The organism is Sinomonas terricola, from assembly GCF_034931225.1.
GTDB lineage: Bacteria > Actinomycetota > Actinomycetes > Actinomycetales > Micrococcaceae > Sinomonas > Sinomonas terricola.
In genome coordinates this window covers 25,831-48,178 of record NZ_JAYGGQ010000011.1, presented here as the reverse complement: position 1 = coordinate 48,178, position 22,348 = coordinate 25,831, and the positions used below count along the sequence as shown (strand labels likewise).

Annotated in this window: 22 protein-coding genes and 1 pseudogene; 8 read left to right on the top strand and 15 right to left on the bottom strand. The window is 70.0% G+C overall.

Annotation, left to right across the window (positions count from 1 at the left end; genetic code table 11):
- Nucleotides 1-71: 71 nt before the first annotated feature.
- From SPF06_RS14180 to SPF06_RS14150, 7 genes are all read right to left on the bottom strand, one after another.
- On the bottom strand, nucleotides 72-977 hold the full coding sequence (locus tag SPF06_RS14180) for a dihydrodipicolinate synthase family protein (protein WP_323279767.1): 906 nt from the start codon (nucleotides 975-977) through the stop codon (nucleotides 72-74).
- A gap of 123 nt (nucleotides 978-1,100) precedes the next feature.
- Entirely contained in the window at nucleotides 1,101-1,973 is an 873-nt protein-coding gene (locus tag SPF06_RS14175) for a substrate-binding periplasmic protein (protein ID WP_323279766.1), read from the bottom strand.
- Between the two features lie 136 nt (nucleotides 1,974-2,109).
- Nucleotides 2,110-2,763 carry an amino acid ABC transporter permease gene (locus SPF06_RS14170; protein ID WP_323279765.1) on the bottom strand — a complete coding sequence of 218 codons (654 nt, stop codon included), beginning with the start codon at nucleotides 2,761-2,763 and terminating at the stop codon, nucleotides 2,110-2,112.
- A complete protein-coding gene (locus tag SPF06_RS14165) occupies nucleotides 2,760-3,404 on the bottom strand; it encodes an amino acid ABC transporter permease (protein ID WP_323279764.1) in 645 nt (214 codons plus the stop codon). The genes SPF06_RS14170 and SPF06_RS14165 overlap by 4 nt, the downstream gene beginning before the upstream one ends.
- Nucleotide 3,405: 1 nt before the next feature.
- Nucleotides 3,406-4,191, bottom strand: coding sequence for an amino acid ABC transporter ATP-binding protein (locus tag SPF06_RS14160; protein WP_323279763.1), 786 nt, complete (start codon nucleotides 4,189-4,191; stop codon nucleotides 3,406-3,408).
- Nucleotides 4,192-4,388: 197 nt separating this feature from the next.
- On the bottom strand, nucleotides 4,389-5,306 hold the full coding sequence (locus tag SPF06_RS14155; protein ID WP_323279762.1) for a S1C family serine protease: 918 nt from the start codon (nucleotides 5,304-5,306) through the stop codon (nucleotides 4,389-4,391).
- 85 nt (nucleotides 5,307-5,391) lie between these two features.
- The gene (locus SPF06_RS14150; RefSeq protein WP_323279761.1) at nucleotides 5,392-5,721 is read right to left on the bottom strand and encodes a hypothetical protein; all 330 of its coding nucleotides are present in this window, start codon (nucleotides 5,719-5,721) and stop codon (nucleotides 5,392-5,394) included.
- A 126-nt stretch (nucleotides 5,722-5,847) separates the two neighbouring features.
- On the opposite strand from SPF06_RS14150, the gene SPF06_RS14145 reads away from it, so the two are divergent.
- Nucleotides 5,848-5,994 carry a DUF5670 family protein gene (locus SPF06_RS14145; protein ID WP_323279760.1) on the top strand — a complete coding sequence of 49 codons (147 nt, stop codon included), beginning with the start codon at nucleotides 5,848-5,850 and terminating at the stop codon, nucleotides 5,992-5,994.
- Between the two features lie 157 nt (nucleotides 5,995-6,151).
- On the opposite strand, the gene SPF06_RS14140 is transcribed toward SPF06_RS14145, so the two are convergent.
- From SPF06_RS14140 to SPF06_RS14125, 4 genes are read right to left on the bottom strand one after another with little or no spacing between them, the layout of a single operon-like run.
- Nucleotides 6,152-6,964, bottom strand: a complete 813-nt coding sequence (locus SPF06_RS14140) for an HAD family hydrolase (RefSeq protein WP_323279759.1) — start codon at nucleotides 6,962-6,964, stop codon at nucleotides 6,152-6,154.
- Entirely contained in the window at nucleotides 6,961-7,521 is a 561-nt protein-coding gene (locus SPF06_RS14135; RefSeq protein WP_323279758.1) for a YbhB/YbcL family Raf kinase inhibitor-like protein, read from the bottom strand. Before SPF06_RS14135 ends, SPF06_RS14140 begins: the two co-directional genes overlap by 4 nt.
- Nucleotides 7,522-7,542: 21 nt before the next feature.
- Entirely contained in the window at nucleotides 7,543-8,481 is a 939-nt protein-coding gene (locus SPF06_RS14130; protein WP_323279757.1) for a carbohydrate kinase family protein, read from the bottom strand.
- 4 nt (nucleotides 8,482-8,485) lie between these two features.
- Nucleotides 8,486-9,283 (bottom strand): alpha/beta hydrolase family protein, encoded by a 798-nt coding sequence (locus SPF06_RS14125; protein ID WP_323279756.1) that lies wholly within the window; start codon nucleotides 9,281-9,283, stop codon nucleotides 8,486-8,488.
- Between the two features lie 56 nt (nucleotides 9,284-9,339).
- Here SPF06_RS14125 and SPF06_RS14120 point away from each other — a divergent pair, with 56 nt between their 5' ends.
- From SPF06_RS14120 to SPF06_RS14110, 3 genes are all read left to right on the top strand, one after another.
- Nucleotides 9,340-10,437 carry a GTP pyrophosphokinase gene (locus SPF06_RS14120; RefSeq protein ID WP_323279755.1) on the top strand — a complete coding sequence of 366 codons (1,098 nt, stop codon included), beginning with the start codon at nucleotides 9,340-9,342 and terminating at the stop codon, nucleotides 10,435-10,437.
- A 163-nt stretch (nucleotides 10,438-10,600) separates the two neighbouring features.
- Nucleotides 10,601-11,581, top strand: coding sequence for a bile acid:sodium symporter family protein (locus SPF06_RS14115; protein ID WP_323279754.1), 981 nt, complete (start codon nucleotides 10,601-10,603; stop codon nucleotides 11,579-11,581).
- Nucleotides 11,582-11,695: 114 nt separating this feature from the next.
- Nucleotides 11,696-12,259, top strand: a complete 564-nt coding sequence (locus SPF06_RS14110) for a hypothetical protein (protein ID WP_323279753.1) — start codon at nucleotides 11,696-11,698, stop codon at nucleotides 12,257-12,259.
- 79 nt (nucleotides 12,260-12,338) lie between these two features.
- Here SPF06_RS14110 and SPF06_RS14105 read toward each other — a convergent pair whose 3' ends face one another.
- Complete coding sequence (locus SPF06_RS14105; protein ID WP_323279751.1) at nucleotides 12,339-12,650, bottom strand: hypothetical protein; 312 nt, start codon at nucleotides 12,648-12,650, stop codon at nucleotides 12,339-12,341.
- Between the two features lie 174 nt (nucleotides 12,651-12,824).
- Entirely contained in the window at nucleotides 12,825-13,733 is a 909-nt protein-coding gene (locus SPF06_RS14100; RefSeq protein WP_323279910.1) for a LysR substrate-binding domain-containing protein, read from the bottom strand.
- 121 nt (nucleotides 13,734-13,854) lie between these two features.
- On the opposite strand from SPF06_RS14100, the gene SPF06_RS14095 reads away from it, so the two are divergent.
- Together SPF06_RS14095 and SPF06_RS14090 are read left to right on the top strand one after the other, a co-directional pair.
- Nucleotides 13,855-17,472, top strand: a complete 3,618-nt coding sequence (locus SPF06_RS14095) for a proline dehydrogenase family protein (protein WP_323279750.1) — start codon at nucleotides 13,855-13,857, stop codon at nucleotides 17,470-17,472.
- A gap of 167 nt (nucleotides 17,473-17,639) precedes the next feature.
- Nucleotides 17,640-18,209: a hypothetical protein gene (locus SPF06_RS14090; RefSeq protein WP_323279748.1), complete on the top strand. Its 570-nt coding sequence runs from the start codon at nucleotides 17,640-17,642 to the stop codon at nucleotides 18,207-18,209.
- A 242-nt stretch (nucleotides 18,210-18,451) separates the two neighbouring features.
- Here SPF06_RS14090 and SPF06_RS14085 read toward each other — a convergent pair.
- Together SPF06_RS14085 and SPF06_RS14080 are read right to left on the bottom strand one after the other, a co-directional pair.
- A pseudogene (locus SPF06_RS14085) lies at nucleotides 18,452-19,513 on the bottom strand (homoserine dehydrogenase); the annotation flags it as partial.
- Nucleotides 19,513-20,202 (bottom strand): FadR/GntR family transcriptional regulator, encoded by a 690-nt coding sequence (locus SPF06_RS14080; RefSeq protein WP_323279747.1) that lies wholly within the window; start codon nucleotides 20,200-20,202, stop codon nucleotides 19,513-19,515. The gene SPF06_RS14080 and the pseudogene SPF06_RS14085, both read right to left, overlap by 1 nt.
- A gap of 214 nt (nucleotides 20,203-20,416) precedes the next feature.
- Between SPF06_RS14080 and SPF06_RS14075 the strand changes: the two genes are divergently transcribed.
- Nucleotides 20,417-21,490 (top strand): sugar phosphate isomerase/epimerase family protein, encoded by a 1,074-nt coding sequence (locus tag SPF06_RS14075; RefSeq protein WP_323279746.1) that lies wholly within the window; start codon nucleotides 20,417-20,419, stop codon nucleotides 21,488-21,490.
- Nucleotides 21,471-22,346: an ABC transporter permease gene (locus SPF06_RS14070; RefSeq protein ID WP_323279745.1), complete on the top strand. Its 876-nt coding sequence runs from the start codon at nucleotides 21,471-21,473 to the stop codon at nucleotides 22,344-22,346. The genes SPF06_RS14075 and SPF06_RS14070 overlap by 20 nt, the downstream gene beginning before the upstream one ends.
- Nucleotides 22,347-22,348: the final 2 nt, after the last annotated feature.

Sequence of the window (22,348 nt, the reverse complement as noted above, 5' to 3'; positions counted from 1 at the left end):
GGATCGAGTGCTCCACAACTGTCGTTTTGGACGCTCATAACGACAGTTATGGAGCAATCGATGACGTGTGGTTACTTGTAGCCCTTAGCGAGAACCGCCTCGGTGTCGCGAATGATCGCCTCACGGGTCTCGGGGGCGAGCGGCCCGCGCGGCGGGCGGCAGCCACCGCCCTTGAGGCCAACGATGTCCATCGAGAGCTTGATCGCCTGGACGAACTCGGTCTTCGAGTCCCAGCGGAGGAGCGAGTGGAGGTCGCGGTAGATCTCGCGAGCCCGCTCGAGATCGGCCACGTTGCCCGACGTCGAGAGGCGGTAGAGCTCGATCGTGGACTCCGGGATTGCGTTCGGGTAGCCCGCGACCCAGCCCACGGCTCCGGCGAGGCCCATCTCGACCACGGTGTCGTCCGAGCCGATGAGGAGGTCGAGCCCGGGGGCGAGCTCGCTGATCTCGTACGCCCGGCGCACGTCCCCCGTGAACTCCTTGACGCCGACGATGAAGCCCTCGGAGTAGAGGCGCGCGATGAGGCGCGGCGTGAGGTCAACCTTCGTGTCGATCGGGTTGTTGTACGCGACGATCGGGAGGCCCACGGAAGCCACACGACGGTAGTGGTCCACGACCTCCTCCTCGTTCGCGCGGTACGCGTTCGGTGGGAGGAGCATGAGCGCGTGCGCGCCGGCTTCGGCGGCCTGCTCGGCCCAGCGCTGGGCCTGGAGTCCGCTGTACGCGCCGGCGCCGGCCATGACGGTGAAGCCCTCGGGGGCGGCCTCGACCGCCGTCGTGATGACGCGGGCGCGCTCTGCGTCGCTCAGGGCCTGGTACTCGCCGAGCGAGCCGTTCGGCGCGACGCCGTCGCACCCTGCCCCCGCGAGGAAGCGGACGTGCTCGGCGTACGCGTCGAAGTCGACGCTCAGGTCCTCATGGAACGGGAGCGCGGTCGCGACGAGAACGCCGTGCCAGGGCTTGCGGTTTGCGGTCATGTTGGGTCCTTTCGATAGAGGCGACGGTCACGCTGTGACCTGCCTCACGCCTTGATCTTACCATGTGACATTGCACAGGAGGATGGTGTTGCCGGGACTTTCGCCCCGGCAACAGTCTGGGGGTTAGCTAGCGGGGACGACGTACTGCTTGGCCGCGACCTTGCCGAGGCCCGCCGAGAGGCCGGCATCGGTGAGCAGCCTCGCGATGGTGCCATCCTGGCGCTGAGCCGCAATGCCGTCGTCGAGCGCCTTCTTGAGGTTCGCATTGCCCTTCGTGAGCGGGAACGCCGCCTCGGGCGCCTGGGTGATGGCGCCGACGCGGGGGTCCGGGTGGTCGTTCGCGAGGGAGACGGTCACGCCCTGCGCGCCCTTGAACTGGAGCACCTGCACACCGTAGGCGTCGACGTCCGCCTGGAGGCGGCCCGCGTCGAAGTCGGCCTTGAGCTCGACACTGCTCGGGTAGGTGACGAGCTTGTCGCCGAGGATCTTCTTGAGGTCCTCGACCCACAGGTAGCCGTCGATCGTGCCGACCTTGCCGATCTTCTCGAGGTCTGCGACGGTGGTCGCCCCGGACTTCGAGGCGATGCCCATACCGTCGAGGTAAGTCGAGGCCGAGAAGTCGACGGCCTTGAGGCGCTTCTCCGTCGCATCGATCGTGCCGACCGCGAGGTCGATGTTCCCGCCCGAGATCGACTGGACGGCGTCCGCGTACGTGGCCTGCTGGTAGACCGGGGTGAGGCACTCGTCCTTGGCGATCTTGTTCGCGATCGAGATGTCGATGCCGGTCGGGCTGCCGCTGTTGTAGCTGCTGAACGGCGGGATGTCGATGACGCCGATCGTGAGCTTGCCCTGCGAGACCGTCTGCACGCCCTCGTGCTTGGGAGTGCAGTTGGACTGGGACGCGGTGGACGAGCCGCCGCACGCCGTGAGTCCCAGCCCGGCGGCGAGGACGACGACGGCGAGCGCGCCGGAGCGCTTGAGGTGGTGGTTCTTCATGGGAGGGGTTCCTCTCGTTGGGGAGGGCGGGTGGGTTGGGAAAGGTGGGTGGGTTGGGAAAGGTGGGTGGGTTGGGGTCGGTAGGGCGGGTTATGCGTGGCGGGCCATGCGGCGTTCCGGGGCGGGCGGGCGGGCATCACGCATGGCGGGCCATGCGCTTTTCAAAAAGCACGGTGATCCACGTCGCCGGCATCGAGATGACGGCGTAGCAGATGCCCGCGAGGGTGAAGATCTGCAGGTAGTTGAAGTCCTGGCTGCCGATGTTGTACGCGGACTTCATGAGTTCGGGGACGGCGATCGCGTAGGCGAGCGAGGTGCCCTGGAACATCTGGATCGCGACGCCCATGAGACCCGGGATCGCCGAGCGCATGCCCTGCGGCATGACGACCCGGAAGAAGGAGTCGCGCTGGGAGAGGCCCAGGGCGTTCGAGGCCTCGAGCTGGCCGCGCGGCACCGATTGGATGCCGGCGCGGATGATCTCGGACGAGTAGGCGGCGGCGTTCCAGATGAGCGCGAGGCATGCGGCCGTGATGCTCTCGAACGCGATGCCGAACTTCGGGAGCCCGTAGTAGAACAGGTAGAGGATCACGAGGGCCGGGGCGCCGCGCCCCACCTCGACGATCGCGAGGCCGAGCGTGCGCACGGCGAGGTTCTTCGCCTGGACCATGAGGCTCAGGACGAGGCCCAGCGGGTAGCCGGCGACGATCGAGATCGCCGCGATCAGGAGGCTCACCCCGAGGCCGGACATCATCTGCGGGAGGTAGCCCGCCCAGGCTCCAAGCCAGCTCATACGTGCACAACCTTCCTCATGCGGGCATCGAGGGTGCGGGACAGGTAGGCGACCGGCAGGCTCAGGGCGATGTAGACGACGCCGACGATGATGTACGGCAGGATGCCTTCGACCGTCGGGTGCTGCCGGGCGAACGACTGGGACTGGAAGACCATCTCGCCCACGATGATGGTCGAGGCGATCGAGGAATCCTTGAGGAGGCCCACGAGGTACGTCGCGATTGAAGGCGAGACGATCCGGAAGGCCTGCGGGACGATCACGCGGAAGAACGTGCTGCCGCGCGGGAGCCCCAGCGCGTGGGCCGCCTCGAGCTGGCCGCGCGGGACGGCCTGCAGCCCGCCGCGGTAGATCTCCGCGAGATACGCGACCGAGACGACGCCGAGGCCCACGATCGCCGCGCCCACGGGGTTGAACTTGAACGTGCCGATCTGGATGCCGAACTTGAGCAGGAACAGCCACACGATGATCGGCACGCCACGGACGAGGTCGACGAAGAGGCGGCACGCGAGCTGGAGGGGGACAACCGGCGAGGACAGGCCGAGCGCGAGCGGGACGGCGCCGACGAGGCCGATCGCGAAGGCCGCGAGGGTCAGGCCGACCGTGAGCGGGAGCCCCTCGAGGACGGCGGTGAGGGCGTTCATCTCACCGCTCCAGGACCGCGCGCAGGAAGCGGCGCGTGCGCGCTTCCTGCGGGTCGCTCATGATGGCCCGCGGATCGCCCTGTTCGATGATCTTGCAGTCGGCCATGACGACGAGCGTGTCCGAGACGTCCCGCGCGAACTGCATCTCGTGGGTGACGACGACCATCGTCATCCCATCCGCCGCGAGCTCGCGCATGACGGAGAGGACTTCGAGGCCCACCTCGGGGTCGAGGGCCGACGTCGGCTCGTCGAAGAGCATGATGCTCGGGTCGAGCGCGAGGGCCCGGGCGATCGCGATGCGCTGCTGCTGCCCGCCGGAGCAGCGCCCGGGGTGCTGGCCGGCCTTCTCCTTGAGGCCCACACGCTCGAGAAGCTGCATCGACCGCGCGTCGGCCTCTTCTTTGCTGCGTCCCAGGACGCGCTGCTGCGGGAAGCTCACGTTCTTGAGCGCCGTCATGTGCGGGAAGAGGTTGAACGACTGGAAGACCATGCCGACCGTGCTCCGCAGCGCAGCGAGATCGCGGCCATTCACCGCCTTGCCGGGCTCGATCGTGTGGCCGGCCACACGGATCGTTCCCGCGTCCGGGCGCTCGAGGAGGTTGATGCAGCGCAGGAACGTGCTCTTGCCGGCACCCGACGGGCCGATGAGCGCGGTCACGGTCCCGGGCTCGACGTGGAGGGACACGTCGTCGAGCACCACGTGGTCCCCATAGCGCTTCGAGATGTTGTCGAGCGTGATGCCGAGACGGGGCACGAGCTTCGAATCCGCGGGTGGTGAAAGGGTCATAACCGTCTTCCCTGTGTGGACCAGCTGGAACGGATGTTCCGCGTGGCGCCGGTGTGGTCGGCGTCACATCATATGTGCAATGGTACATGTCACACTGCAGGAGTCAACGGGATGGAGGAAAAGAGTTGGTTTCGAGGACCTCACGGGCCTGGGAGGGCCAGGAGAGGGCGGGCGAGGCGCGGTAGGCCGCTCAGACCCTAGTCGACAAGCTCCGTCGGCTCCGCGACGACGTCGACCATTGCCTCCCCGCGCAAGACGGTGATCTCGGTGCGGCGGCCGATCGCGTCGTCGAACATCTGCTTCTGCAGGGATTGCGCGTCGGCGAGCGCGTGGCCGTTGATCGCGAGGATGAGGTCGCCGGGCCGGATCCCGCTCATGGCAGCAGGGCTTCCTTCGACGACCTCCGCAACGCGGAGCGCGCGCCGTCGCCCGGTGCGAGCAGCCCACGGCTCGCTGAGCGGCGTCGGGACGCTCACGAGCCCGAGGTACGCGCGCCGCACCCGGCCGTCCTCGCGGAGGGAGTGGAGGATCCGGCGCGTCGTCGGATTGATGGGCACCGCGAGCCCGAGGCCCATCCCCGCGACCGCGGTGTTGATGCCGACGACGCGGCCGCGCGAGTCCGCGAGCGCGCCCCCCGAGTTGCCCGGGTTGAGCGCGGCGTCGGTCTGGATGACGTCCTCGATGAGCCGGGACGCGGTGCGTCCGCGCGCGGGCATCGACCGCCCGAGCGCACTCACGACGCCCGCCGTGACGCTGCCCTCGAGCCCGAGCGGACTGCCGACAGCGACCACGAGCGAGCCGACGAGGAGTTGGTCGGCGTTGCCGAAATCGGGCGGCTCCGGTACGGGGAGGCCGGTCCGCAGGACGGCGAGGTCCGAGAGGGGATCCCGCCCGACGACGACGAAGGGCCCGGCGATGCCGTCCGCAAACGTCACCTCGCCGTGCGAGGAGCGGCCGACGACGTGCGCGTTCGTCACGAGGTGCCCCTCGCCGGTGAGCACGACGGCGGAGCCCGCACCGCGCTCCGTGCGCACCGAGGCAACGCGCGGCGTGAGGTGCCGCGCGACACTCGTCACCACCTGGGAATAGGCGTCCAGGACTTCGTCATCGCCCACGACATATCGAACGAAGCCCGTTGCGGCGCGATTCCCGGTATTGCCGAAGGCGAACGGGCTCCGCTTTCGCGCCCGATCAACCCCGTCACGGGCCGCCCAGAAGGCCGCACGCGTGCAGTCCGTCGTCGGCCTTGACGACAATCGTGACGCTGACGCTGCCCACCGCGGGCGCGTAGATGTCCGCACCGCCGGCAGTCTTGCCGCGAACGCTCAACCCATTCAGGGACATGCTGGCCGCCGGCTCGCACGCGTAGTCGCGGCCCGCGAACTGCACCTTCGACGGCGCCGCGGGAGGCCACAGCGCCCAGTCGTTCGTCGTGCGGTGCACGTCCCAGAGCCTCAGTCCCGCCAGAACAAGGACAAGAACGACGACGGCGCCGCCCAACCACGCGGCAAGCCGTTTCCCCCGCTTCATGCGGCACATTATTCGAGAGCGGTGGTCCAGGGTCCAATCACCCCGGCATGCGGCCTGCGCGGCCATGGCGCCTGTGAACCTGCGAGCGGACAATGGTCCTCGGAAGTCCATGCAAGGAGGTCTGCCATGCTCCTCTGGGGCGCGTTGATCTTGACCATCCTGTGGGTCCTCGGCGTCATCGCCAACATCGGCGGTGGGATCCACCTCTTCCTCTTCATCGCCGTCATCATGTTCATCGTGTATCTCGTGGGGCGCCGTCGGCCGGTGCAGTAGGGAACACCCGTTTCCCCGGGTTTTCCTTTCATCTGCTGTAGCTCCCGAACAAGAAGCGCGCTTCGCCGCTATTGTGCCGCGGACCCGCGGCACAATAACGGGGAAGCGGCCCCGCTGCGGGTCAGCGGCAGAGATGCCGACCCCAGCGGAGCGAGCATCACCCAGCCCGGCGGAGCGCGGCGAGCTTGCGCTCGAGAACCTGCGCGACGCCGTCGTCCTCGATCCCCGGCGCGTGCAGCTCGGTGGCCGCCAAAGCCTGAGGATGGCCCGAGGACATCGCATAGCCCTCGCCCGCCCACGTGAGCATCTCGACGTCGTTCGGCATGTCCCCGAACGCGACGACCTCCTCGGGCGGGATGCCCAGCGTATGCGCATACTCGGCCAACGTGACCGCCTTGTTGACGCCGAGGGGCGCCATCTCGAGGAGCGTGATGTCGAACGCGGAATGCGTCACGGCGACGAGGTGCGCGATGTGCGGGGCGACGGCGTCGAAGTACTCCTCGGGCGTGAGGCCCTCGATCTTCGCCATGAACTTCACGACCTCGTCCCCGCTCACAAGCCGCTCGAGCTCGCCGTGCCGCACGTGGTCGAGGAGGTGCCGGTGGTTCGGATACGCGTAGCGGGTCTCCATGACGAACTCGACGGTCGTCTCCGCCGCGAACGCCGACTCGGGGAAAAGCCCGCGGATGATGTCCCGCACCTCGAGCATCGTGTGCCGCGGCATGCCCTGCGAGGCGACGACGGACATCGTCGCGAGGTCGTACAGGAGCGCCCCGTTCGAGCAGATCACCGTGCCCGTGTGGCCGAGCTGTTCGATGAGCGGCGTGAGCCAGCGCGCGGGCCGGCCGGTGACGAACACGACGGCGACGCCCGCCGCCTCGCAGGCCCGGAAGGCCCGGGCCGTCCGCTCGGAGATCTGGCCCGCGCGGTCGAGGATCGTGCCGTCGATGTCGCTCGCGACGAGCCTCACGGGATCTCGAAGTAACCCGTGAGCTGCGCCCTGCCGAGGGTGTGGAAGAACAGCTGGAAGCCCAAGAGCGCGGGCGGGGTGTCGGGCCCGACGTCAAGGCGATCGACGTCGACGGCGTGCACCGTCACGATGTAGCGGTGCGGGCCGTGCCCCTGCGGCGGCGCGGCGCCCACGAAGCCCGCGTAGCCGCCGTCGTTCCTGAGCTCGACCGCGCCCTCGGGCAGGCTCGCGTCCGAATCCGCGGGCCCCATGCCGTCGGGGCTGCCGCCCGCGCCCTCGGGCAGCTCGTCCGCCGTCGCGGGCAGGTTCGCGACCGCCCAGTGCCAGAAGCCGCTGCCCGTCGGGGCGTCCGGGTCGAGGACCGTGACGCAGTAGCTCTTCGTCCCCTCGGGCGCGCCGGACCACGCGAGCTGCGGCGAAAGGTCCTTGCCGCCCGGGACCTCGAAGTAGCCGCTCGTCTGATTGGCCGCGAGCGTCCCGCCGTCGACGACGTCCGCCGACGTCACGGTGAACGGTTCGGCCTGCGGAAGGTCGTCGTAGGGATTGTGCTTGGCCATGGGCGCTCCTTGCTACGGGTCCTACAGCGGAAGGGTTTCCCGCATGTCGGCGCGGGTGGGCGGGTTCGCGCCCGGGCGGGACACCGTGACGGCGGCCGCGCGGGCCGCGAATTCGAGGATGCGGCGCAGCTCGTCGACGTCCACGCGGTGCAGCTCGGGGCGGCGCTGGGCGCCGTCGAGCTCGCGGTCCACGACGCCGCTCAGGAGCGCGGCCATGAACGAATCACCCGCACCCACCGTGTCCGCGACCCGCACCTTGGGCGGCTGGACCGAGGTCTCGCCGTCTGCGCAGATCGCCCACGGCCCGTCGCCGCCGCGCGTCACGACGACGATCGCCGGGCCCTCGGGTGCACCCAGCGCCTTCCACCGGCGGGCGGAGTCGAGCGGGTCGACACCCGGGTACAGCCAGGCGAGGTCCTCGTCCGAGGCCTTGACAACGTCGGCGAGCGCGACAAAGCGCTCGACGAGCGGGCGCACGGCCTCGCGGTCTGTCGTGATCGTGGGGCGGCAGTTCGGGTCGAAGCCGATGGTCGCGCGCGGGCGGGCGCGCTCGACGGCGGAGAGCACCTGGGCGGCCCCGGGCTCGAGGACCGTGGCGATCGAGCCCGTGTGGAGGAGGGTCGTGGCGCCGAGGATCGACGAGAGTCGCTCGCGGAGGTCGGGGAGGTGCCAGTCGAGGTCGAACGTGTACGTCGCGGCGCCCTGATGGTCGAGCTCCGCGATGGCCATGGACGTGGGCGTCCCGTCCGGCGGCAGCGGGACGAGCACGCCGGAGGACTTGAGGTGCTCAAGGAGCAGGCGCCCGTTCGCGTCGTCGCCGTAGCGGCCGATGAACTGGACTGGATGGTCGAGGCGCGCAAGCCCGATCGCAACATTCATAGGGCTTCCGCCCGGATGCGATTCGGTGCCGTTCGGCTTGTGGACAACGTCGATGAGGCCCTCGCCGATGACAGTCAGCATGCGCCTACGGTAGCAGTCTGGCGATGAGCGTGCGGCAGGTTTCGTAGGCCTCCTGGCCCGGGGTGATGAGGGCGAAATGGTCGCCCGTGGTCTCGTGGAGTTCGGCGGGATCTCCGGCTGCCCGCGCCGCCTCGACGTAGGCCTCCGAGAGCCCGAACGGCACTGCCTCGTCGGCGCGGGAATGCACCGCGAGCACCGGGACCCGCGTGGGCAGGCGGCGCATCGGGTCCGCGAGCGCGTACTCCTCCGGGTGCTCGGATTCGGGGCCGCCCATGAGGTTCGCGGCCGCGTCGTCGCTGAGCCTGAGCCGGTGGGCCGCTGAGAGGTCGAGGACGCCTGCCTGGCTCACGACGCCGGAGGGCACGACGGCGGGCGGCTCGCCTCCTGTGCGCGCGGCGTGGGCGGCGCGACCTGCAGCCCAGACGGCGAGGTGGCCGCCGGCCGAGTGGCCGAGGAGGGCGACCCGTGCGGAGTCGATCCCCTCGAGGTTCGCGAGGTGATCGATGCCCATGGCGACGTCGCGGAAGGTGGCCGGCCAGCCGCCGTCGCCCGCTGTCCCGCCGCTTCCCGCCCTGCGGTACTCGAGGTTCCACGCGGCGTAGCCGTGCTCGGCGAGGTCGAGGGCGGCGGGGACGCCGAGCTCGGCGGTCCAGACGTCGCGCCAGTAGCCGCCGTGAATCACGACGACGACGCCGCGCGCCGCCCGCGGCCCGTCACCGTCCGTGCCGCTCGAGCCGGGCAGGAACAGCTCGCCCCACTGGTCGGGGTGGGGGCCGTAGGGGATGCGCTCACGTGTCACCACGGGCCCAACCTTACGATGCGCCTTCCGCTGTCGGCCCCGGTTGCTACCTTGTTTGCATGGCCAGCAACTATGACCGGCTGGATGCCGGGCAGCGCGCGATCGTCGATGCGTCCGTCGAGACGTACGCCCGTGTCCGCCCGGCCCTCAAGGGCGTCACGAACGACGTGCTCCACACGCTCCGGGAGATGTTCAAGCACGCCGATGACGCCGAATCGCTCTTCATCACGGGGCGCACCAAGTCGGTCGAATCGTTCCGCGAGAAGATCTCGCGGCTCGACCCTCCCGCCGAACCGGGCGGCTCCCCCACGCTCAAGTTCCCGGACCCGTTCCGGACGCTCAATGACATGGTGGGCGTCCGCGTCATCACGAAGCTCCCGCGGGACAACGCCGTCGCGGCGAACCTCATCAAGCGCCAGCGCGACATCTTCGACTGCCGAGGCGACCGCGAGAAGGCGATCGGCTCCATCGAGTCGGGCACGTACGGGTACGCGAGCCGCCACCTCATCCTGCGCACGCTCCAGAATGAGGCCGTCAAGGAGTATCAGGCCGTCTTCAATCCCGAGCTCCCCGCGAACGGGAGCTACTTCTTCGAATGCCAGATCCGAACGATCTTCGCGCACGCTTGGAGCGAGATCGAGCACGACATCCGGTTCAAGAGCCAGGATCCAAGGGCGTGGAGCCCCCAGTTCGACCGGCAGTTCACGGCGACGGCCGCGATGCTCGAGGTCGTCGAAAAGGAGTTCGCGGAACTCAACGAGCGCTACGAGAAGGTGCGCAGCTTCTGGGACGAGTCCGGCGAAGGCGCCCTCCCGCTCACGCCTGACCGCATCCGCGACGTCTGGCAGACCCTGCTCCCCCACGTGGACCGCAAGGTCGACGACGACTGGGGCTGGGCGGCCGAGCTCGTCGCCGCACACGGCCTCACCGAGACGTGGCAGCTCGTAGAGCTGCTCGACGCCGAGCGCATCACGGAGGTGCGCAAGGCTCTCGACCACCGGTACTCCCCCGGCCCCGACCGGCTCCTCGACGACCTCCTCTTGTGGCGGTTCGGCCGCGCCCACATCGAGCTCACCGCCGAGCCTGCCGACGCCTCGCCCCGCCCGCGGCGCGACAGCCTCCAGCGGCGGCTCAAGCAGATCGAGCGGTACCGGTGAGAGCCACGGTCCGGAAGACGGGTTGTGGCCTGTGAGACGCACCCGGGCCGTCTTCTGAGCCCCAGGCTGTCTTCCCGCCGTCGTCCGCTGACTTGGCCCGGCGCCGTCGTCCGTTGACCGGACGGATTCGCCGCGCTTCGTTGCCTGATGCAACCATGGGGAGGTGACCCCGACCCAGACGCCCGAGACGACCCATGTCCCCGCCTCGACCGCAGACCGCGACGCGAAGATCGCCGTCACGGTCTTCCCCGCGCTCGTCATCGTCGCGGGCGCCATCGGCTTCCTCGCGCCGGACGCGATCAAGCCCGCGGCGCCATCGGTCCCGTATCTGCTCGGCGTGGTCATGTTCTGCATGGGCCTCACGCTCACGCCGCCCGACTTCGCGTCGGTCGCGCGCCGGCCGTGGGCGGTTGCGCTGGGCCTCGCGGCGCACTACGTGATCATGCCGGCGGCGGGGTGGGGCATCGCGACGGCGCTCCGCCTCCCGCCCGAGCTCGCGGTCGGGGTCATCCTCGTGGGCTGCGCGCCGTCGGGCACGGCGTCGAACGTCATGGCGTACCTTGCGAAGGGAGACGTCGCCCTCTCCGTGGCCGTGGCCACGGTCTCGACGCTCGTCGCCCCGCTCGTGACGCCGGGCCTCACCCTGCTCCTCGCGGGCTCGTTCCTCAACGTGGACGCGGGTGGGATGGTGCTCGACATCGTCAAGACGGTGCTCTTCCCCGTGGTCCTCGGCCTCGTGGCCCGAGTGTTCCTCGCGCGCGTGGTCGCGAAAGTCCTTCCCGCTCTGCCATGGATCTCGGCGATCGTCATCGCGGCGATCGTCGCGATCGTCGTTGCCGGCTCGGCCACGAAGCTCGCTGCCGCGGGAGGCATCGTGCTCCTCGCCATCGTCCTCCACAACGGCTTCGGCTTGGGCCTCGGCTACCTCGCGGGGAAGCTCGGCCGCCTGGACGGCAGGGCCCGCCGCGCGCTCGCCTTCGAGGTCGGCATGCAGAACTCCGGCCTCGCGGCGACGCTCGCGGCCGCCCACTTCAGCCCGCTCGCCGCGCTTCCCTCGGCGGTGTTCTCGGTCTGGCACAACGTCTCGGGTGCGGCCGTCGCGGCGTGGCTCGCGCGTCGCCCTCTCCGCTCAGACGCTCCCTGACCGAAATGTGACGCCGTGATGGATATCACACTCGAAGGATAGTGCCACTTTCCTATACAACTGGGGTGGGTCCGCAGCGGCGGGCCTCACCTCATTCAGGAAGGTCGGGGGACCATGACAGGGACAATTCCGGATATCGACACTGCGCCCAATATCGGGCGCCGAGAAATCGTCAAGAGCGCGGCATGGAGCGCGCCCGTCATCATGGGGGCGGCCTTCGCGCCAGCCGCCGCAGCGTCGACGCCCGCGTGGGACGTCGCCGTGACGGGCCAATGCTCGACGGGCCTTCTCGGCATCGTCGGCAATTCCGCGCTCACCTTCACCATCACAGCCGCCCAAGGAACTGTTCCCGCGGGAACAAGCTTCACGCTGAGCTCGAGTTCGCTTCTGAATGTGAGCGCCCTCGCGGCGAGCCCGAATACGCTCGTGTCAATCTCGGTGCTCGGGAGCAGCTCGGCCCTTCTGACGCTCACCGCACCGCTTTCGCAGGGGAGCTCCGTCACGATCGACCTCATGGGCGCCGGGCTCTTGACGGTCGGCCTCGCGTACACGTTCACGCTCCAGCTCAACGGGAGCGACCATCCCGCGAATCCGGCGACGGCGGCACCCAATTCCGCGTCCGTCTCGGCACTTGTCCAGGCCAACCTGGTGGGGATCCGGTCACTCGTGTGCCTGTAGCGCTCAGCTGAATGTGCAGTTGATGCGGGTGAGGTGCGCGCCCACCCGCGTCAGCTGCACACTCGCCGCAGCGATCCGGCTAGGCGATATCGAAAGCGTCCTCATAGATCTCGGTGCGGGCGCTCTGCGGGTAGATGTACGCCGCGGATTCGCGATACGGACCCATGAATTCGGGATCGGTCATCTGTTCCCGATTCTCTGCCTGAAGGGTCGCGAGATCCGGGTATTCGAACTCGAGAACGGCCTCGTTGTTGGCACCCGCCGTCGGGACGAGAAGCCGGGGCTTCGCCCAGCCCTTCGCCTCGCAGACGTCCGAAATGCGTTTCGCCAGGCCTGCGAATTCGCGGAACTTGCCGTACTGGACGATACAGACGGCACGGAGTCGGTACATGGGGGCGACCTCCTGATCAGCGTTGCGATTGACGCCGGGCACGGCTCCCCGTTCCGACCACGCCTGCCGACGGCGGGAGCGTAAGCCCGCCGGTCTCAGCCGGTCAATGGCGCGATGGGGCGTCCTTAGTCCCTCGTCGAGCGCAGGGCGGGCAGGGGCCAGAGGCGCAGGGTGTCAGGGCAGCAGCGTGCGAGCGGTCTCCTCGAGCACGCCCCGCACGGCCTGCATCACCGGGTGCCCGGCACTCGAGGCCCGCATCGACGTGAACACCGTGCGGTGCGGGGCGCCGGGGAGCTCCACGAGACGGGTCGACGGCGAGCGGCCGACCCACACGAGGTCCGGGAGGAGCGCGACGGCGTTGCCCGACTCGACAAGCCGCACGTGAGCTTGGAGGTCGGCGGTCTCGTAGCGCACATCGGGCTCGAAGCCGACCGAGCGGCACGCCTGTTCGGCCCAGTGCCGGGACGCGGCGCCGTGCGGCTCCATGACCCACGGGAGGTGGGCGGCGTGCGCGAGCTGCCGTACGCCGTCGAACGCGTCCCCCGACCCTGCGGGCGGGACGGCGAGCCGGATCGCGTCCCCGGTGAGGTGCTCCCGGTCGAGGCCCGGGTAATGCGGCGCGGCATGGTTCGGGTACTGCTCGGCGACGACGACGTCGAAGTCCCGCGCCCACGTCTCGTGCAGCGCGGTCTCGGGCTCGTGCTGGACCATCTCGACCCGCAGCGCCGGGTGCCGCTCCCGCAACGTGCGCAGGGCCACGGGCATGAGGGCGAGCGCCGCCGTCTGGAACACCGCGAGGCGGACGGTGCCGCGAACCTCGCTCTGGCTCGCGGCGAGCGCGGCTTCGGTGCGTTCGAGTGCGTCGAGGAGTTCGCTCGTGTGCTCCACAAGCACGAGTGCTTGCGGCGTGAGCACGACGCGCCGGCCGGACTTCCGCAAGAGCTCGGTCCCAACTTCCTTCTCGAGCAGGGCGAGCTGCTGCGAGACGGACGAGGGGCTGTAGGCGAGGGCCTCGGCGACGTCGGCCAAAGTTCCGCGGATGCTGAGCTCGCGGAGCAGGCGAAGGCGGCGGATCTCGAGCAAAGGTTCCCCCAATCGTTCGGGTTTCCCCATCATTATGCGTCAAAAACAATCACTTCTGCTTCTGTAATCCGCGGCACATACTGGCAGGAGACCCGAAAACCCCGCAAGAGATCGGACCAACATGACCACGCCGCGCCCGACCCATAAGCCCATTCCCGGCACGGTGCCGCACCCGGACGCCGTCCGCCCGCAGGACCTCGCCGACGAGGCCATCGCCCAGGTGCGCCGCTGGCTCGACGCCGCCGCAACCTTCCCGGTCGACCCGGCGGCAGCGCAGCTCGCCGAGGTCCTCAAGGATCCGAACGGGCTCGAGTTCACGGTCGGCTTCGTGGACGGCGTCGTCCGCCCGGAAGATCTTGGCGTCGCGGCCCGCAACCTCCGCGACCTCGCCCCCAAGGCGCCCGCATTCCTCCCGTGGCCGCTCAAGCGAGCCGTGCAGCTCGGCGGCTCGCTCGCCCCGGTGGCGCCCGGCGTCGTCGTTCCGATCGCACGCCGGGTGCTGCGTGAGATGGTGAGCCACCTCATCGTGGATGCGTCCGACGCGAAGCTCGGCCCCGCGATCGCGAAGATCCGCAAGCCCGGCATCCGGCTCAACCTCAACCTGCTCGGCGAGGCGATCCTCGGCGAGGGCGAGGCCTCCCGCCGCCTCGAGGGAACGCGCCGCATCCTCGAGCGCGACGACGTCGACTACGCGTCGATCAAGGTCTCCGCGACCGTCGCGCCGCACAACCACTGGGCGTTCGACGAGGCCGTCGGGGACATCGTCGAGTCGCTCGCCCCGCTGTACGAGCTCGCGGTGCGCAGCGCGAAGGCCGGCAAGCCGAAGTTCATCAACCTCGACATGGAGGAGTACAAGGACCTCGAGCTCACGATCGCGGTCTTCACGCGGCTCCTCGAGCGCGAGGAGTTCCGCGGCCTCGAGGCGGGGATCGTGCTCCAGGCCTACCTGCCCGACTGCCTCGGCGCGATGATGCGCCTCCAGGAGTGGGCGGCGGCGCGCGTCGCAGCGGGCGGGGCGCCCATCAAGGTCCGCGTCGTGAAGGGCGCGAATCTCCCGATGGAGCACGTCGACGCCGAGATCCACGGTTGGCCCGTGGCGACGTGGGGGTCGAAGCGCGAATCGGACACGTCCTACAAAGCAGTCCTCGATTACGCGCTGCACCCCGAACGGCTCGCGAACGTGCGGATCGGCATCGCGGGGCACAACCTCTTCGATATCGCCCTCGCATGGCTCCTCGCGAAGGCGCGGGGCGTCGATACGGGCGTGCGCGGCGGCTCGGGCTTGATCGAGTTCGAGATGCTCCTCGGCATGGCCTCAGCCCAGGCGCAGGCCGTTCTCGCGGACGTCGGTCATCTCCTGCTCTACACGCCCGTGGTGCACCCGGGCGAGTTCGACGTCGCGATCGCCTACCTCATCCGGCGCCTCGAAGAGGGCGCGAGCCAGGACAACTTCATGAGCGCGGTCTTCGAGCTGGAGTCGAACGACGTGCTGTTCGAGCGCGAGAAGCGGCGCTTCCTCGCGTCGCTCGACGCGCTGGACCGCGCGCCGTTCATCGGCGGCGACGACGCGAGGCACGGCGTGCCGCTGCCGAACCGGCGCCAGGACCGTCGCCACGGGTCGGACGACGGCGCAGCCCCCTCGCGCACGCACGGCTCCTCAGCACATCCCGCCTTCGCAAACACCCCGGACACCGATCCCGACCTCCCGGGCAACCGCGCGTGGGGCCGCGCGATCCTCGCCCGCGCCGAGCGCTCGACGCTCGGCGCCGACGTCGTCGAACGCCACACCCTCGGCACCGCCGGTGAGCTCGACGCCGTCGTGCGCTCCGCCGTCGTCGCTGGAGAGGCATGGGGAGCACTGAGCGGGGCCGAGCGCGCCGCGATCCTCGACGAGGCGGGCCGTGCGCTCGAGCGGCGCCGCGCGGAGCTGCTCGAGGTCATGGCGAGCGAATGCGGCAAGACGCTCGACCAAGGCGACCCCGAGGTCTCCGAGGCCGTCGACTTCGCGCACTACTACGCGCACCTCGCCCGCGAACTCGACACGGTCGACGGCGCCCAGTTCGTGCCGAGCCGGCTCACCGTCGTGACCCCGCCGTGGAACTTCCCGGTGGCGATCCCCGCGGGCTCGACACTGGCGGCGCTCGCCGCGGGCTCCGCCGTCGTCATCAAGCCCGCGAAGCAGGCGCGGCGCTCCGGCGCCGTGATGGTCTCGGCGATCTGGGAGGCCCTCGACGCTGCGGGAGTTTCCCGCGATGCCCTCCAGTACGTCCAGCTCGAGGACCGTGCCCTCGGGCGGCAGCTCGTTGCCCATCCCGACGTGGATCGCGTGATCCTCACGGGCGGATATGAGACCGCGCAGCTCTTCCGTTCGTTCCGCCCAGACCTCCCCCTGCTCGCCGAGACGTCGGGCAAGAACGCAATCATCGTGACCCCGAGCGCGGACCTCGACCTCGCGGCGAAGGACGTCGCGTACTCCGCGTTCGGGCACGCGGGGCAGAAGTGCTCGGCGGCGTCGCTCGTCGTGCTCGTGGGGTCTGTCGCGACGTCGAAGCGCTTCCGCAACCAGCTCATCGACGCGGTGCAGTCACTGCATGTCGGCTACCCGTGGGACGCGCGGAGCCAGATGGGGCCCGTCATCGAGCCGCCGGGCGAGAAGCTGCGCCGCGGGCTCACGCAGCTCGGCGAGGGCGAGCACTGGGTGCTCGAGCCGCGCCAGCTCGACAACTCGGGCAAGCTCTGGAGCCCCGGCATCCGCGCGGGCGTGAAGCCGGGGTCGGAGTACCACCTCGTCGAATACTTCGGGCCGGTCCTCGGCGTCATGACCGCCTCGACGCTCGAGGAGGCCGTCGCGCTCGTGAACCGGATCGACTACGGGCTCACGTCCGGGCTGCACTCGCTCGACGCCGCCGAGATCGACTACTGGACCTCGGCCATCCAGGCCGGGAACCTCTACGTTAATCGCGGCATCACGGGCGCGATCGTGCAGCGGCAGCCGTTCGGCGGGTGGAAGAAGTCCGCGATCGGCGCGGGCACGAAGGCTGGCGGGCCGAACTACCTCGTGGGGCTGGGTTCATGGGTCGACGTGCCACTGCGCGGAGCTTCCGGCGCGAACGACGACGGCGCCGCTCGCCTGAGCGGGCCGGTCGCCGAGCTGTTCGCGGCCGCCCGGGAGGCCATGCCCTCGGACGACGCCGCGTGGCTCGCGGCCGCCCTCGGCTCGGACGCCGCCGCGTGGGCCTCGGAGTTCGGCGTCGCGAAGGACGTGAGCGGGCTCGCGTGCGAGCGGAACGTGTTCCGGTACCGTGCCGTCCCCGTGACGATTCGCTTCGAAGGCGCGACCTCGGGGCATGGGGAGGCCGAGCTTGTGCGCGTGGCCGCCGCGGGACTCCTCGCAGGCTCGGCGCTCGTGGTGAGCAGCGCCGTCGACCTCCCCGGCCGCGCTGCTGATGTCCTGCGGCGCCATGACGCAGCGGTCGTCGTCGAGGACGACGCCGCGTGGCTCCGACGCGCCGGCCGCCTCGGCTCGGGCCGGATTCGGCTGATTTCGAGCCCCGTGGCCCCCGCCGCGGTCGGGCTCACCGAGGCCCTTGGTGGGACGCCCGACGTCGCGGTCTATGCGCACCCCGTGGTCGGCGCCGGCCGCGTGGAGCTGCTCCCGTTCCTGCACGAACAAGCCGTCTCCCTCACGGCGCATCGGTTCGGGAACCCGAACCCGGTCGTGGAGGCGATCACGCTCTAAGGCCTGCGGGTGGCCCGCGCCAAGCGGGCCACCCGACTGCCTTTGCGTCCGTCGGGCGGATTGACATTTCAAAAACTGTCACATGACCCCGTGACATTGACTGGACCTGTCATGGATCATGGACACGCTGACTGCTATCCATGGGGGACGCAACCAGGAGGTCCGTTATGTCATGGTTCACCCGTTTATCCCCACGGAGCATCGCCCTCGGCGCGCTGGCAGCAGGCGCGATCGCGATCGGCGGCACGGGGGCCGCCGCCTTCGCCGTCCAGGGCGTCCTGCCCGCGGCGGACCCGACGGCATCTGCAACGAGCACGGAGTCGCCGACCGACACGACGACGGCGTCGCCCACCGAAACGTCCGAACCCACTGAGACGTCGGAGCCCACGGAAACGGCCGAGCCCACCGAAAGCTCGGAACCGACGGAGTCTGCTGAGCCCAGCGACACCGAGGGCCCGGACGCCTCGGGCCCCGCGGGATTCGGCCTGTGCCACGCTTTCGCGGCCGGCGGCATTCCGACCTGGACCGCGCCGTTCAAGGCCCTCGCGAACGCCGCCGGAAGCGCCGCAAACATCCCCGCCTTCTGCGGAACTGTCACACCCGGGCAGTCGGCGCAGCACGAATCGGACGAGTCGGGCACCGAAACACCTGAGTCGTTCCGCGCGTCGCCGCACGCCGCGCCGCTCCACGCGTCACATTCCGGCGAGGGAAGCCACCACTCCGGCCGAGGCGACTGAGCTCCCGTCCCACAGCTCGGCCCCGGGTGGCGGCGGGTCGCAGCGCCGCCCCGGGGCCGGCCCCTAACGGCCCCAGCGGACTAATCGTCTGTCGGCGACACAACCGTCCGTGGGCGACATAACCGTCCGTGGGCTGCATAACCGTCCCTCGTAGCGCGTTGCGAGGGACGGTTGTGCATGTGACGGACGGCCATGAGGCCGAGGGACGGTCATGCGGTCGCAGTCCAGTGGGCGACGGCGCCCGACTGGCCGACGGCGGCGCCCGGCTGGCCGACGACGGCGCCCGACTGGCCGACGACGGCGCCCGGCTGGCGCGCGACGAGCCGCCGAGCGCTGGAGACGAGGTCGCCCATGACGGCCGAGGCGGTCGGTCGGCCCCCGGCGCCCGCGCCGTGGAACATGAGCTGGCCCGCGTTCTCGGCTTCGACGAACACGGCGTTGTCGGCCCCGCGAACAGCGGCCAACGGATGCCCTCGCGGCAGCAGCGTGGGGCGCACCCACACGCTCGGCCGCGCGCCGTCGTCGCCCGCCCCTCTTTGTCCCAGCTCCGCGCCAGCCAGAAGTTTGATCACCATCCCCGACTCCTTCGCCGCCGCGATGTCCTCCGCAGTGACGCCGGCGATCCCCTCGCAGCGCACGTCGTCGAGGCTCACGGGCGCGTGAAATGCGAGCGTCGCGAGCAATGCCGCCTTCGCCGCGGCGTCATGCCCTTCGACATCCGCCGTCGGATCCGCCTCCGCGTACCCGAGCCGCTGGGCCTCCGCGAGGGCATCCCCGAACGCGACCCCCGCGGAGTCCATCTGGTCCAGGATGAAGTTCGTCGTCCCGTTCACGATCCCTAGCACCCGCGTGATCCGGTCCCCCGAGAGGCTCTCGCGGATCGGGCGGATGATCGGGATCGCGCCCGCCACAGCGGCCTCGAAGCTCAGCTCGGCGCCGTGCCGGTCCGCCTCCTCGAACAGCTCAGGATGCTGCGCGAGCAGCGCCTTGTTCCCCGTCACCACGGAGGCGCCCCTGCGCACAGCTCGCAGGATGAGCGACCGCGCGGGCTCGATTCCGCCCATGAGCTCGACGACGAGGTCTGCCCCGTCCACGAGCGCCCGGGCGTTCGCGGTCAGCAGCCCCCGCGGAAACGCGACGTCACGCCTTCCCCCCGGGTCCCGCACCGCAATCCCCACGAGCTCGAGCCGCGCGCCCGATCGCGCCGCGAGCACCGCCGCGTCCTCGAGCAGGATCCGAGCCACCTGGCTCCCCACGGTCCCGCAGCCCAACAGCGCCACCCTGAGCACCCGCGGGCCGCCGATCACGGCGCGATCCCGGGCTCCCCGTGAGCTACGTGCTCAGCCTCCATGTCCTCCATGCGGGCGATGATCGCGAGGGAGAGCTCCATCGCCATTGCCGTGTCGCGCTCCTCGATCGCCCGGTAGAGGGCCTCGTGATCCTCGGTGCCCTGCCCCATGGCGTGCCCGATCGACTTGCGGAAGGCGGTGTTGAGGCTCTCGTACAGGTCGCTCAGGAGGTTGTTGTGGGCGGCGCTCGCCACGGACATGTGGAAGCGGAGGTCACCGTCGATGAACGCCGCGAGGTCGCCGCGGGCCGCTCCGGCGTTGCGGTCGTCGAGCGCCCGGCGCATCGCGGCGAGATCCTCGCCGGTGCGGCGCGCAGCGGCCAGCGAGACGGCGAGCGCATCGAGCCCCCGGCGGACTTCGATCACCTCGGCCCTCTTGCTGGCGGTGACTTTGCGGTTGAGCGCCACGGCTGCCTCGTCCACGGCGTCGACGTAGGTCCCGTCCCCCTGCCGCACCACGAGGAGCCCGGCGTGGACGAGCGCGCGCGTGGCCTCGCGGAGGGAGGCGCGGCTGATGCCGAACGTCTGGGTGAGCTCCGACTCGGACGGCAGCCGGTCACCGGGAGCCCACTCGCCCTCGCGGATGCGTCCCCGAATCTCCTCGATCACGGCATCGACCGTCGACACCCGGTTGACTTTGAGCATCCTCGGACCCCTTCTCGGTCTCGCACGAACCCGCCCGCCGCTTCCGCTGACGAGCCAGGGCCGCTTGCCTGCGATGCACATTAGCCTCACAACCCGCTCCATGGTGACTCATCACCCGGAGCACGCCGTTCGGCGTGCGCCTCATGTCTCGGATTGGCTAGGAAGTTCTCCACAGGCTCTTCCCTAAACATCAGACGCCTGATAATCATATGACATGACGACCCAAAAGTCGCAGACCCCAGAGCCTCGGATCTCCGACGGCGCCGGGGCACGCCGGTCGATGAGGATCGGCGTCATGTGCGGCCGTCTCCAAGGCTTCGTGGACGGTCATCCCGAGGAAGCCCTCGCGTGGGCCAGCTCGGGCGGGTACGACGGCGTGCTCTTCACAACACCGCGGGCGATCAGCCCGGAGCTCGACGGCGTGGCCCTCAAGGAAGCGGGCGAGCTCGCGGACCAGCTGGGGCTCTACCTCGAGGTGGGGATCGGCTCCCTGGGGCCGTTCGGCGATGCCGACGAGCGTCTGGCCGAGCTCAACGCGCACATCGATGCGGCGGCCGCGGCGGGGTGCCGGGAATTCTTCGCGTACACCCGAACAGAACGCCAGCACGCGAGCGTCCCGCACGGGGTCCAGCTCGCCGCCGTCCAGAAGACCCTCGACGCCCTCGTGCCACGCCTCCGCGACGAGGGGCTCCGCCTCAACCTCAAGACCCACGAGGACCTCTCCTCGCATGAGGTCCTCCGGCTGGTGGATGCGAGTGGAGCGGACACTGCTGGTCCGGACGTTGTCGGCGTGAGCCTCGACGTCGCGAACCTCGTGGTGCGTGGCGAGGATCCCGTCGAGGCGACGCGCAGGCTCGCCCCGCACGTCCACCAGACGCATCTCGAGGACGTCGCGCTCTACATCGTCGAGCGGGGACTCCGCCGGCGGCTCCGCCCGTGCGGCGCGGGCGTCCTCGACTGGGACGCGATCCTCGGGATCCTCGTCGAAAAATCCCCGGCGCGGAGGCTCACGCTAGAACAGCACGCGGGCCGGTTCGACCTCGACATCTTCGACCCCGCGTGGTTCGACGCCGAACCGCACGTCACGGCCCGCGAGCTCGCCGTCCTGGTCAAGCACGCCGTCGACTGCGAGCGCCGCGCCGCCTCGGGCGGGCTCCCGCACCTCGCAGCGTACGACGACGACGCAGGTCACCTCGCGCGGCGGGACGAGCTCGCCGAGAGCGCCCGCTGGCTCCGCCACATCCTCGACTCGATTTCGGAAGGCCATCATGGCAGTAGCCGTCGCTGAACCGCGGATCGCCGTCGCCCGGCGCCGCATCGTCCAGAGCGATCGTGTGCTCGTCGGAGCCCTCTCCGGCCTCGCGCTCATCGCCCTCCTCGTCGTCGTCGGCCCGTTCCTCTGGCACTACGACGCCAACGCCGCCGAGCTCACCGCGCAGCTCGCGGCGCCGTCGGCCGATCATCCCCTCGGGACCGACAACCTCGGCCGCGACCTGCTCGCGAGGGTCCTCGACGGTGCGCGGACCTCGCTCGGCGCGGGCGCCGTCGTCGTCGTCGCGGGCGCGGTGCTCGGCTCGGTCACGGGCCTCCTCGCGGGCGCGCTCGGCGGGATGGTCGACACGGTCCTCACGTGGCTCACGAACTCGATCCTGTGCTTCCCGTCGATCATGCTCGCGATGGCGGTCGTCATGGCTCTCAAGCCGGGGATCCCCGCCGTCGTCATCGGGCTCTCGATCCACTCGTTCCCCTGGTACATGCGCACGATCCGCGGCGAGGTCATGCGCATCGCGGCGCTCGACTTCGTCAAATCGACCAATGCCATCGGCGCGTCCCAAAGGCGCATCCTGTTCCGGCACATCTTCCCGCACCTCATCTCGACGATCGTGCTCCAGATGGCGGCCGTGTTCGGCGCCTCGGTGCTCTCGCTCGCCGCGATGGGCTTCCTCGGGATGGGCGCCCAGCCGCCCACAGCCGAACTCGGCGCCATGATCACCGAAGGGCAGCAGTTCTTCCTCACCGGCCAATGGTGGATCGCGGCCTTCCCCGGCCTGGTACTCCTCATCGCCGTCACCCTCACGACCATCGTCGCGGACCGTGCGCGCGAGCTGCTCGACCCGCGCGGCGAGTACATCGTCGCGGACTAGGA